Here is a 12,816-nt window from a genome sequence, read left to right as displayed (position 1 = left end):
CCCGTTCGTATCCGGTTGTGGAATATAGATCTCAAGGTAACACTTTATTTTAACCAGCCCAGTGGAATGCTAAGTGGTGGAAAGTTGAAATTACCATTTCAATCAGTTTGATAAAAAGTGCCCAAGCATGGTATAAGTGTAAAAGGAGCAGGGACATTCTGCTTTTTAATTTTGGGATAAGGGGAAGGTCGTTTATCCCATGATGAGAGGAATTGAACTAAGATGAAAGAGAATTTTTGGCGTGATTTACCACGGCCATTTTTTATATTGGCACCAATGGAAGAAGTGACGGATGTTGTTTTCCGCCATGTAGTGAGTGAAGCGGCAAGACCGGATGTGTTCTTTACAGAGTTTACGAACTCGGAAAGCTATTGTCACCCAGATGGAATCAAGAGTGTGCGCGGACGCTTGACTTTTACAGAGGATGAACAGCCGATGGTAGCTCATATATGGGGGGACAAGCCTGAAAACTTTAAGCAAATGAGCATTGGTATGGCAGAAATGGGTTTTAAGGGTCTGGATATCAATATGGGCTGTCCGGTTCCCAATGTGGTACAGAACGGGAAGGGAAGCGGCCTAATCCGTCGTCCTGAGGTTGCAGCTGAATTAATTCAGGCTGCCAAAGCAGGAGGATTGCCGGTAAGTGTCAAGACAAGGCTTGGTCTTACGGAAGTAGACGAATGGCAGAGCTGGCTGAAACACATTTTGGAACAAGACATTGCCAACCTTTCCATCCATCTGCGTACAAGGGATGAAATGAGCAAGGTGGATGCACATTGGGAGCTAATCCCGGAGATTAAGAAGCTTCGTGACGAGGTGGCACCAGATACTCTTTTGACAATCAATGGAGATATCCCTGACCGACAAACCGGCTTGAAGCTAGTTGAGCAGTATGGTGTTGATGGGGTGATGATTGGACGAGGCATTTTCCATAATCCATTTGCCTTTGAACTGGAGAAGAAAGAGCATGGCAGTGAGGAATTGCTTGACCTCTTAAGCTTGCATATGGAGCTCCATGATAAATATTCACATCTGGAGCTGCGGCCTTTCACGGCGCTTCATCGCTTTTTCAAAATCTATGTCAAAGGATTCCCCGGGGCGAGTGCATTAAGAAATCAGTTAATGAACACGAAGACAACAGATGAAGTGCGTGAATTGCTTGATAATTTTGCGTCACAGAATCTTGATGAACAAATGAAGCAGTAAGATAGCGAACGGAATCAGGTGATACTGGTTCCGTTATTTATTTGTAAAATCATCAACAATACCCCTTGAATGTTAATACAATCAACATGTAAAGAGGATAGCGCAACTTATATTATAGGGAGGCAACTAAAGTAAGTGTTCACATAATTGTTGATAAGTTTTAAAAAAGCGAAATTCAACCAGATACGCAATATGGTATTATTTTTTCATCAGGTGGACAAAAATGAACAAACTATCTCTCACAATTTCTTCGATTAAAAAAGTGATTCTAAAAGTGCATAATAATTGATGCAAACCTTTCTGAATACCTCGGAACCTCGGATTATCTTTCGAACCATCTCTTACTCTCTCATACTATTTTAATTGTAAGTTCCTATATTTATACAAACGTGAAAGGAGTGATTAGCCATGTAGACTACTCGACGTCATTTCTAAAATAACTTTAAATTTGAAGGAGGAATATTAAGTGGGTCATGATATTTACGGATTGAATAAAGCAAGGGAAGAAATCGCTTATGCGCGCTTTAGCATGGGGAATCATAATGCCCTCCTGCTGTATCGTTTTCTCGATGCCTACCAGTTCTATGCTGGAGTCAGCGGTTCTGGCAGGAGTTCGGTCTTTTCGCTGCAACAAGTTGAAAAGGCTATGAAGGGCTATAAAAAATTCTTTAAAACTGCTGCACCGTCGGAAAGTGATTGTATCTCCTGGGATCAAAAACAAATCTTCCTCTTTATCCAAAGCTGTTTGGAAACGGCACAGAAAGAAAAAAGTGTAGAAGTTTATTTTGGCTAATAGTTGACCAGCTTATACAACCTCCTATGCCCCAATTCAACCCTCAGTCGCCTTCCATCATAAAAGATTCCAATTATAGATACTAAATTCCTTGTCTCTTTCATAGTTATTAATGTTGATCGTTTAATCAGTTTTATTTTAACGAAAGGGGAAAGAAAATGGACAAGGATACTGCGAATGTTGGGAAATGCCCGTTTACGCACGGGGGTGCTACTAGTCATAAAACCAGCGGGACAACAAATCGGGATTGGTGGCCAAACCAGCTGCAATTGAATATTCTCCATCAGCATGACAGAAAATCCAATCCTCTGGGAGAAGATTTTAATTATAATGAAGAGCTTAAAAAGCTGGACTATGATGCTCTAAAGCAGGATCTTAGTGATCTCATGACAACGAGTCAGGACTGGTGGCCGGCTGACTATGGACATTATGGGCCGTTGTTCATCCGGATGGCCTGGCACTCAGCAGGCACCTATCGTATAGGAGATGGCCGCGGCGGCGGTGGAACAGGTTCACAGCGTTTCGCACCGCTTAACAGCTGGCCTGACAATGGCAACCTTGATAAAGCACGCAGACTGCTATGGCCTGTCAAGCAGAAGTATGGCAACAAGATTTCCTGGGCTGACTTGATGTTGCTGGCAGGGAATGTGGCAATTGAGTCCATGGGCGGCAAGACCGTCGGCTTTGGCGCAGGCCGTCCGGATATTTGGCATCCTGAGGAAGACACATACTGGGGTGTTGAATCTGAGTGGCTCGGAGATAAAAGGTATACCGGTGACCGCGAGCTCGAAAATCCGCTTGCTACCGTGCAAATGGGTCTGATATATGTGAATCCTGAAGGACCAAATGGCAAGCCGGATCCACTGGCGGCAGCTCGGGACATTCGCGAAACCTTTGCAAGGATGGGCATGAACGATGAAGAAACAGTAGCGCTGATCGCTGGGGGACATACATTTGGAAAAGCCCACGGAGCTGGGGATGCGGTCAAGGTGGGTCCGGAACCTGAAGCAGCCTCTATTGAAGAGATGGGCTTAGGCTGGAAAAATGCATATGGCAGCGGCAAGGGTCGTGACACGATCACGAGCGGTCTTGAAGGAGCTTGGACGGCAAATCCGACACAGTGGGATAATGGTTACTTCGATCTGCTGTTTGGATACGAATGGTGGCTGACAAAGAGTCCGGCAGGTGCCTATCAGTGGCTGGCTGTAGATCCGGCCGAGAAGGACCTTGCCCCGGATGCAGAAGATCCTTCTGTAAAAGTTGCAACGATGATGCTTACCACCGATATTGCTTTGCGTCATGATCCGGCATACGAAAAGATTTCCCGCCGGTTCCATCAGAATCCAGAAGAGTTTGCTGATGCTTTTGCGCGTGCATGGTTCAAATTATTGCATCGTGATATGGGTCCTAAATCAAGGTATCAAGGTCCGGAAGTCCCGGAAGATGATTTTGTCTGGCAGGACCCTGTTCCGGCGGTTGATTATGAATTGAACGCTGAAGAAGTAGAAAAGATGAAATCATTGATTTTGGACTCTGGACTTACCATCGGGGAGCTGGTTACGACTGCCTGGGCTTCAGCAAGCACGTTCCGAGGCTCGGACTTCCGCGGAGGAGCGAATGGTGCCCGTATTCGTCTAGCACCGCAGAAGGATTGGGAAGTGAATCAGCCGGAACAGCTTACAAAGGTGCTAAATGCACTGGAAGAGATTCAAAATCAACTGGATAAGAAAGTCAGTCTTGCTGATTTGATTGTACTTGGCGGAAGTGCTGCAGTCGAGAAGGCCGCGCAAGATGCAGGCTTTGATGTAACCGTTCCTTTTGCTGCTGGCCGCGGGGGATGCTACGGAAGAGCAAACAGATGTTGAAGGCTTTGCGGTACTGGAGCCATATGCAGATGGCTTCCGTAACTATCAGAAAAAGCAGTATGGTGTGAGTCCAGAAGAGCTGTTACTGGACAAAGCGCAGCTGTTAAACCTTAGTGCACCGGAAATGACAGCAATGATTGGCGGAATGCGCGTCCTCGGTACGAACCATGGCGGCACAAAACACGGCGTATTCACTGACCGCGTCGGTTCGCTCACGAATGACTTCTTCGTGAATTTGCTCGATATGGGAGTGGAATGGAAGCCTGCTGATGGCGGAGTATATGAGGGACGCGACCGCAAGACAGGTGACGTTGTTCGTACAGCGACCAGAGTCGACCTGGTATTCGGTTCGAACTCACAGCTGCGTGCGATTGCGGAAGTGTATGCCCAGGACGATAACAAAGAGAAGTTTGTGCGCGACTTTATTTCCGCATGGGTCAAGGTCATGAATGCAGATCGTTTTGATTTGAGTGAACAGGCTCGAGAGACTTCGGAATTGGCACGCACACGGTAAAAAAATTGGATAAAAGTTTAACGGATAGCAGACCGAGAAAATTTGGTCTGCTATTTTTTCTGGCCTGGGACTTTCCGAATTAGAATGTCTCTTCTCTCAATAAATAGAATCTATTCTTTAAAAGTGACCATTCTTGGGAAGAATTATCTATTAACAATTGGAAGCAATTCAAGGTATGATGATTGAGTATTTAGAAAGTTTAAATTTTATGTTAATTATAATATTTATATTGTAATATAATGTTTCAGCCTCTATAATACTCAGTACACGAACAGTTGTGTTTTTAAGGAGGACATTGGTGGTTATTGTCCTCTTGTAAAATTACAATCAACAGAACTTACTTATGGGGGAGAAGACAATGAAAGATTTACTGAGGAAGTGGAACCAAGTAAGCCTGGTGAAACAGATCATAGCGGGTTTGATAGTTGGTATTATCCTTGCTCTATCCATTCCGGAACTAGCAAAGCCAGTTGCTATTTTAGGATCCTTATTTGTAAGTGCCTTGAAGGCGGTTGCCCCTGTATTGGTATTATTCCTGGTTATGTCAGCGATTGCGCAGCATAAACGCGGGCAGAAAACAAATATGAAAACGATTATATCTTTATATCTTCTAGGAACATTTGCTGCCGGGCTTATTGCGGTTATTGCTAGTTTTATGTTCCCGATAAGCTTGAAGCTTACAGCTGGCGCTGAGGGCATGACGCCTCCTGGGAGTGTAGTTGAGGTTCTTAAAACCGTATTGCTCAATATTGTTGATAATCCTGTTAATGCTATTATGAATGCTAATTATATCGGTATTTTAACCTGGGCGGTCTTAGTCGGGCTTGCTCTGAAGAATGCGTCTGATTCAACAAAAACAGTCATTGGGAACTTATCCGATGCGATGTCCAAAATCGTCACTTGGGTGATAAAATTCGCTCCACTTGGCATCATGGGCCTTGTATTTGATTCGATTACAGCAAACGGACTTAGCTCTTTGCTTGGCTATGGAAAGTTACTTGCCGTTCTGATTGGCGTCATGCTTGTTGTGGCTCTTGTAGTCAATCCACTCATTGTATACACTCAAATAAGGCAAAATCCATATCCGCTTGTCTTCAAATGCTTGAAGGAAAGTGGGATTACAGCATTCTTTACACGCAGTTCAGCTTCAAACATTCCTGTTAATATTAAAATCTGTGAAGAATTAGGCTTGGACAAGGATTCATATTCTGTTTCCATTCCATTAGGCGCAACCATCAATATGGCTGGAGCCGCCGTGACGATTACTGTCATGACAATGGCTGCTGTTCATACACTAGGTATCCAGGTTGACATTCCTACTGCCATTCTTCTAAGTTTTATGGCTGCGATCAGTGCTGCGGGTGCATCTGGTGTTGCCGGCGGATCTCTTTTGCTGATCCCTCTCGCTGCAAGCTTGTTCGGCATCCCGAATGATGTCGCCATGCAGGTAGTTGCAGTTGGCTTTATCATCGGTGTTTTACAGGATTCTTTTGAGACAGCCCTTAATTCATCGACTGACGTATTATTTACGGCTGCAGTAGAATTTAAGAAATGGCGGAATGAAGGAAAAGTTATCGAAATCAAAAAGGCATCATAAGCTTGTCAGAATAAAGTTGATCGCTCATCTGTTCAGTATTCATCTGCATAAGGAAGCAGGGGTCCAACAGGTTCCTGCTTTTCTGCTTATAAAGAATATCCCGTCTGTAATAATTTTTGCAGTCTTTTTAGAGGACGTGCCTTTTGTCTTCACTTTTCAATTGATCTAGTATTGATATTTTGCAGGTTATATGGTAACATTTCGTTAATTTAATAAATCAATCGAGAGATTTTCATTAACTTATTTATACTAATAAGCTTGAGCATGCCAGTTAAATTTTTATTTGGCCGGATGAAAAAGCATTTTATTAAAAATAATAAAGTTGATAATAAGTAAATCGATGTATTCCTTAAACTAGAATTTTAGCTTGAGGAATAGATCGATTTTTTGTTTAGGGGGGATTATTATATGAACAAGTCGAAAGGTTCTGTGGAGTCTGATATTAGCAAGGCGATAACTCAATGGGAAAAGGACTATCTTGGACGTGGCTCTGTTTCCGTTAAGACAGATATATTGCGAGATCTGGTCATCGTAAGTTTGCAAGGGGTCCTGACACCAGCAGAATATTCCGTTTGTGAAACTAAAGAGGGAATGTTAACAGTAAAGAAAACCCGTTCGGAACTAGTGGAATCAGGTTTGGGAACTTTGAAAGAAATCATATTTACGAACAGTGGGGAACAAGTGAAAAGTTTTCATACTGATATAAGTTCTCGAACAGGGGAACGAGTAATGGTATTTAAATTAGATAACGACCTTGAGAAAAAATTTTTATGATAATAGAGGGAGATCTTTAATAGCATGTTGCCAGTTGAAGATAAACCGACAATTCCGTTCAGTGGCTAACCGCTTGGACTCTGGAATTGTCGGTTTTTTTATTGAAAAAAACAAAAAGGAGACAGCTGAATGAACGAAATAATACTTCAAAATTTATTATCACCCGTTGTGTTGTTTTTTGTGTTGGGTATTATAGCGGCAATCGTTAAATCAGATTTGAAGTTTCCCAATGGTTTAAGTGAAGGCCTAAGCATTTACTTATTAATTGCCATTGGAATAAAAGGAGGCATTGAACTTTCGCATTACTCAATTGAGTCTGTACTCGCACCAATCCTGGGAGCCTTGTTTTTAGGGATAATCATTCCCGTTATTACGCTGGCTCTCATGAGAGTAATAAAATTGGATCTTAAAAACTCTATAGGATTAGCAGCCACTTATGGGTCCATCAGTATAGTTACCTATGGAGCTGCTATTACATTTCTTGATGAGAGCGGTACATCTTATGAAGGGTTCATGAATGCTTTGGTTGTTTTAATGGAGAGTCCGGCAATTTTAGTATCTTTACTGTTATTAAAAATAGCAGAGAGCAAAAAAGATCTTCCGGTTTATCCCACCCGGAATTTGGGCTTTATCCCTGCATCCTCAAATTTAATAGATAAGGAAGTGCTAAGGGAAAGCATTTTTGGTAAAAGTATTTTGCTCCTTGTTGGCAGCCTGTTAATAGGCTGGGTTCTTGGTGAAAATGCAGTTCCAATGGTAAAGCCTCTATTATAGACTTATACAGCAGTGTATTAATTCTTTTCCTTTTAAATATGGGATTGATTGCAGGAAAACGCCTGCCAGAGGTAAAAAAACACGGGGTGAAATTGCTGGCATTTGGTTTGTTTACTCCCCTTTTGTTTGGCAGTTTAGGCGTTCTCGTAGGGGATTTTGTTGGCTTATCTTTAGGGGGAGTTACATTAATGGGAGTATTGGCTGGAAGTGCTTCATACATTGCTGCACCCGCAGCCCTTAAAACTTCAGTCCCAGATGCAAACCCATCCATATACCTGGGTTTATCTTTAGGAGTCACTTTTCCATTTAACTTAATAATTGGAATACCCGCCTATTATGAAATCGCAAAATGGATACAGTAAAGGAGAGATTTTCATGTCAACATTAATTAGTTCAGCAACGAAAAAAACAATGATCATAACAGGTGTTAATGAGGCGATTTATCCTTTATTTCCAGAGATAACATATAAAAAGAATAAAGATATGATGATTCTTAACAGTTTTGGGGCAGTTATTACCCAGCCTTATGGGTGCTTGATTCGAAATATCATTCTAGCGATCTATAATGAACTGGTGGATGAAATCTTTATAATCGGTGAAATGGAAAGTAAAGAAGTCAAACTAAATATGTCAGATAAAATAAAAGAACATGGAGTTTCAGAAGAAATACTCAAGACAATTAACTACATTGATGTAGTGGAGCATGATGTAATCAACTGGTTAACAGGACCACAAAATATTGAAGATGTCATTAAGAAGAATAAAGACTTAATAAAAGGTCATCCATTAATTCCAAAATCAATACCTGTCCATGCTTACATTGCCAATCCAGAGACTGGGGAGTATTTTCCGGTTTAAGAGAAGAACGTTAATCATTTTAAAACAGGAAATAGTGCCTTTAACGAGGTTCGATTGATGCTCCTTCCACTTTATTGGCGAAAAATAAAATAGATCGACCACATTTTTAAATAGATCAGCGGATTTTTGATTTTATCGACCACTTTCCGAAATATATCGACCAGAACCACTGGAAGGAGGAAAATGAAAAATAGTTGAAAAAGCTGTCAAGATGATTTACTATCAATTCATAACACGATATATTGTGTTGGTAAGTGACTTTTATAACTAAATATTGAAATTACCGGTAAGTATGGTGTCTGAACAAGACTTAATAGGGAATCTGGTGTGAATCCAGAACTGTTCCCGCAACTGTAAGTGCTGACGAAATAAGGATGAACCACTGTCTAAAAAATAGATGGGAAGGCCTTAAAGTAGGGTGAAGCACAAGTCAGGAGACCTGCCATATTTATTCGTGTTATCTTCTTCGGGAATAGGGAAGGTATACGGATAAATTGATAGACTCATGCTGTTTTTTTGCTGCTTCATATGAGCTGTTAATAGATCAACGTTACTTAAGCCCATCTTTCGAGATGGGTTTTTCTTATTTTTCAGGGAACATTTTTTACACACAGGAGGTCAGAAATGGAAGGATTATCAGCAAATGTGTCAAGGACTTTTCAGAACAGGCTCGTTTTGCCGCCGGATACAAACCATCTTGGCACGATTTTTGGCGGAACCGTGCTGTCTTATATTGATGAAATTGCCGCAATAGCAGCAATGAAACACAGCAGAAGGGCTGTTGTCACCGCATCGATTGACTCGGTTAACTTTTTGTCTTCCGCTGTAGTGGGCGATATTTTAACACTCGAAGCGGTCGTCATTTCAACTGGCAGGACGTCGATGGAAGTGTTTGTGAAAGTGGAAAGTGAAAACTTGAAAACTAGCAGAAAAACGCTGACGACCACTTCGATTCTTACCATGGTCGCGAAGGATGACAACGGTGCACCTGTACCGGTTGCGAAGGTCATTCCCGAAAATGATGAAGAAAGGCAAATGTTCAAAACTGCCGATATGAGGAGGCAGCGCAGGCTGGAAATGAGAAAAAGTAATCAAGTTGGAGGGATAATTGATGAATATCCAAGTAAAGGATGAAATTGTAGCCAAACTGATTGCAGAAATAGAGTCTTCGTTCCCTGAATTGGACTTTCAATCGTTCAAAGAGAAGGTGGACCAAGCACTTGAAGTGAAGGATATGACAGTGAATCAGGTTGAAAATATGCTGATTCTGACCGCAGTTGAACGAATCGGCCGAAACGAACCTGAATGGACATATGTGGCAGCGGGTTTTTATCTGAAAAAATTATACAAGCTAAGCGCAAACTTTCGTAATACAAAAATAGAATCTGGTTACGGTTCTTTCTACGAATTGATCAATAGTTTAATAGAGATTGGGATTTATGACAGTCGAGTTTTAACATCCTACTCCCGAGAAGAAATAGATCATTTGGAGAAAGTCATTGATCCCGAAAGAGACAAGCTGTTTACTTACATAGGCCTTGTGACCATGGCGGAAAGATATCTGGCACGCACACAAAATGGCGATTTTGCCGAATTGCCACAGGAGCGGTTCATGATGATTGCCATGACGTTGCTGGCTGAAGAACCAAAGGAAATACGGCTTCAGTTAGTGGAAGAGGCATATTGGGCGCTTTCCAATCTATATATGACGGTCGCCACACCGACATTATCGAATGCTGGCAAAAGCTATGGTCAATTATCGAGCTGCTTTATTGATACTGTTGCTGATGATTTAAGGAGCATCTACGACTGTAATACAGATATCTCCACCTTGAGCAAAAATGGCGGCGGTATTGGCGTCTATCTTGGGAAAATCAGAAGCCGCGGCAGTGATATCAAAGGTTTTAAAGGGGTCAGTTCCGGAGTTATTCCCTGGATGAAGCAGCTGAATAACACCGCTGTTTCTGTTGATCAATTAGGGCAGCGCCAGGGCGCGATTGCCGTGTACCTCGATGTGTGGCATAAAGATATCTTCCCGTTCCTTGATGCAAAACTGAACAATGGTGACGAGCGACAGCGGACGCATGATTTATTCACTGGCATATGCATCCCCGATATATTTATGGAACAAGTTGAAAAACGAGGCGATTGGTATCTGTTCGACCCACACGAAGTAAAGAGGATCATGGGATTTTCGCTTGAAGATTATTTCGATGAGGAGAAGGGGGCTGGCTCTTTCCGTGAAAAATATTGGGACTGCGTCTACCATCCCGGTTTGTCACACGAAGTCGTCCCTGCTATTGAAATCTTTAAATCGATCATGATCTCTCAGCTTGAAACCGGAACACCTTACATGTTTTACAGGGATCAGGTCAACAGGCTCAATGCCAACCACCATAAAGGGATGATTTACTGCAGCAATCTTTGCACGGAAATCACACAGAATATGAGCCCTACCCTCCTTGAAGAAGAAACAGTGCAGGACGGAAAAATTTTAATCTATAAAAAACCGGGTGACTTTATTGTCTGCAACTTGTCCTCCATTTCTTTAGCAAAAAGTGTGATGGATGATGTCCTTGAGAGAGTGATTAATATCCAGGTCAGGATGCTGGATAATGTCATTGATATCAATGACATTCCCGTTCTCCAGGCCCAGATTACTAACAAGAACTACAGGGGGATCGGGCTGGGAACTTTCGGCTGGCACCACCTGCTCGCTCTTAAAGGAATCAAATGGGAGAGCGAAGAAGCGATTGAGTATTGTGATAGTCTCTATGAAAATATCGCCTTTTTAACCATCAATGCAAGCCTCGAGCTGGCAAAAGAAAAAGGGGCGTATCCTTATTTCGAAGGTTCGGACTGGTCGACAGGACAGTTTATCGAAAAGAGACAATACACAGGTGGAAGCTGGGAGGACCTTGCTGTGGAAGTGAAGCAGCATGGGATCAGGAACGGGTACCTGATGGCTGTAGCACCAAACTCTTCAACCTCAATTCTAGCAGGATCATCAGCTAGCATTGACCCGATTTTCAGGCTTGAGTACTCCGAGGAGAAGAAGGATTACAAGATTCCGGTCACCGCACCGGATCTATCAGCCGAAACCATGTGGTTTTACAAGACAGCCTACAATATTGACCAGCACTGGAGCATCAGGCAGAATGCCCGTCGCCAGCGACATATCGACCAAGCCATTTCGTTTAATTTTTATGTGACAAACAATATTAAGGCAAAAGCGCTGCTGGATCTGCATATGGCTGCCTGGAAGTCCGGATTGAAAACGACGTATTATGTCCGCTCCACCTCAAGCAGTGAGTTTGATGAATGTGAGAGCTGCCATAGTTAAGAGGAAAGGACGGATAACAATGACACAATTGAAGAAAAGAACTCTTGTAGACGTTGAAGCTCCCAATGCTTCGACAGGCATTTTAAATGGTCAGAGTTCCAATATATTGAATTGGGATGATGTGCGTTTCCCCTGGGCTTATCCAAAATATAAGAGAATGCTGGGGAATTTCTGGACTCCTTTTGAGATCAATATGTCAAAGGACATTAAGCAATTCCCCATGCTTTCCGAAAAGGAACAGGATGCCTTTTTAAAAATCATCGGGCTGCTGGCACTCCTTGACAGCATTCAAACTGACTATGCAGGTAAAGTTGCCGATTATCTCACCGACTCCAGCTTAAATGCACTGATGATCATTTTGGCTCAGCAGGAAGTAATCCATAATCATTCCTACAGCTATGTGCTGTCAAGCATCGTAACCAAATCAAAGCAGCAGGAAGTGTTCGACTATTGGAGGACAGAACCAATCCTGCGCAAGCGGAATGAATTTATAACAGACGGTTATAAAGGTTTCGCGGAAAATCCAAGCATTGAAAATCTATTGCATTCGATTGTCTATGATGTCATTCTTGAAAGCCTGTTTTTCTACTCGGGCTTTGCCTTCTTTTATAATCTGGCCCGAAATCAGAAAATGGTCGGCACCAGCACGATGATTAACTACATCAACCGTGACGAACAGCTGCATGTGGGGTTATTCGAAAAGATTTTCAAAGAGATTCTGCATGAAAATCCCGAATACAACACAAAATCATTGAGGGAATTTGGTACCGCAGCCTTCCGGGAAGCGGCACGTCTGGAGATTGAGTGGGCAGATTATATAATCGGCAACGAGATCAATGGACTGCTCATGTCAGACGTAGAAGCCTATATCAAGTTCATGGCAAACAAACGAGCAGAACAACTAGGCTTTCCTGCCCCCTTCGAAGGACATCGAACCAATCCGTTAAGGTGGATTATCGCCTATCAAGAAGTAGACCTTGGCAAGACCGACTTCTTTGAGCAAAAATCAAGACAGTACACGAAAACATCCGCTGATAATGGGTTTGATGAACTATAATTTTATAAGTTCCATTACTATTGATAATATGGAAG

At 42.4% G+C, this 12,816-nt stretch carries 8 protein-coding genes, 2 pseudogenes and 1 riboswitch; all 10 genes and pseudogenes read left to right on the top strand.

The window, feature by feature from the left end; genetic code table 11:
- The first annotated feature begins 222 nt into the window (after positions 1 to 222).
- The 10 genes and pseudogenes from LC048_RS20650 to LC048_RS20605 all read left to right on the top strand — a co-directional run bounded on the left by LC048_RS20650 (position 223) and on the right by LC048_RS20605 (position 12,781).
- On the top strand, positions 223 to 1,206 hold the full coding sequence (locus LC048_RS20650; RefSeq protein WP_226605871.1) for a tRNA dihydrouridine synthase: 984 nt from the start codon (positions 223 to 225) through the stop codon (positions 1,204 to 1,206).
- A gap of 466 nt (positions 1,207 to 1,672) precedes the next feature.
- Entirely contained in the window at positions 1,673 to 1,999 is a 327-nt protein-coding gene (locus tag LC048_RS20645) for a hypothetical protein (protein ID WP_226605868.1), read from the top strand.
- 158 nt (positions 2,000 to 2,157) lie between these two features.
- A pseudogene (gene katG, locus LC048_RS20640) lies at positions 2,158 to 4,378 on the top strand (catalase/peroxidase HPI).
- 358 nt (positions 4,379 to 4,736) lie between these two features.
- Positions 4,737 to 5,975, top strand: a complete 1,239-nt coding sequence (sstT, locus tag LC048_RS20635; protein WP_226605863.1) for a serine/threonine transporter SstT — start codon at positions 4,737 to 4,739, stop codon at positions 5,973 to 5,975.
- 408 nt (positions 5,976 to 6,383) lie between these two features.
- The gene (locus LC048_RS20630) at positions 6,384 to 6,749 is read left to right on the top strand and encodes a Na-translocating system protein MpsC family protein (RefSeq protein ID WP_226605860.1); all 366 of its coding nucleotides are present in this window, start codon (positions 6,384 to 6,386) and stop codon (positions 6,747 to 6,749) included.
- Between the two features lie 129 nt (positions 6,750 to 6,878).
- Positions 6,879 to 7,885, top strand: a pseudogene (locus LC048_RS20625) (sodium-dependent bicarbonate transport family permease).
- Positions 7,886 to 7,898: 13 nt separating this feature from the next.
- On the top strand, positions 7,899 to 8,381 hold the full coding sequence (locus LC048_RS20620) for a carbonic anhydrase (protein WP_226605858.1): 483 nt from the start codon (positions 7,899 to 7,901) through the stop codon (positions 8,379 to 8,381).
- 276 nt (positions 8,382 to 8,657) lie between these two features.
- Positions 8,658 to 8,842, top strand: a riboswitch (cobalamin riboswitch).
- A gap of 163 nt (positions 8,843 to 9,005) precedes the next feature.
- The gene (locus tag LC048_RS20615; protein WP_041967372.1) at positions 9,006 to 9,515 is read left to right on the top strand and encodes an acyl-CoA thioesterase; all 510 of its coding nucleotides are present in this window, start codon (positions 9,006 to 9,008) and stop codon (positions 9,513 to 9,515) included.
- Positions 9,493 to 11,724, top strand: coding sequence for a ribonucleoside-diphosphate reductase subunit alpha (locus LC048_RS20610; protein ID WP_306048658.1), 2,232 nt, complete (start codon positions 9,493 to 9,495; stop codon positions 11,722 to 11,724). Before LC048_RS20615 ends, LC048_RS20610 begins: the two co-directional genes overlap by 23 nt.
- 19 nt (positions 11,725 to 11,743) lie before the next feature.
- Positions 11,744 to 12,781: a ribonucleotide-diphosphate reductase subunit beta gene (locus tag LC048_RS20605; RefSeq protein WP_306048656.1), complete on the top strand. Its 1,038-nt coding sequence runs from the start codon at positions 11,744 to 11,746 to the stop codon at positions 12,779 to 12,781.
- The last annotated feature ends 35 nt before the right edge of the window (positions 12,782 to 12,816 follow it).

It is taken from the genome of Mesobacillus subterraneus (assembly GCF_020524355.2).
In the GTDB taxonomy this organism is placed as follows: domain Bacteria; phylum Bacillota; class Bacilli; order Bacillales; family Cytobacillaceae; genus Mesobacillus; species Mesobacillus subterraneus_C.
This window is presented reverse-complemented; position numbering and strand designations above follow the sequence as displayed.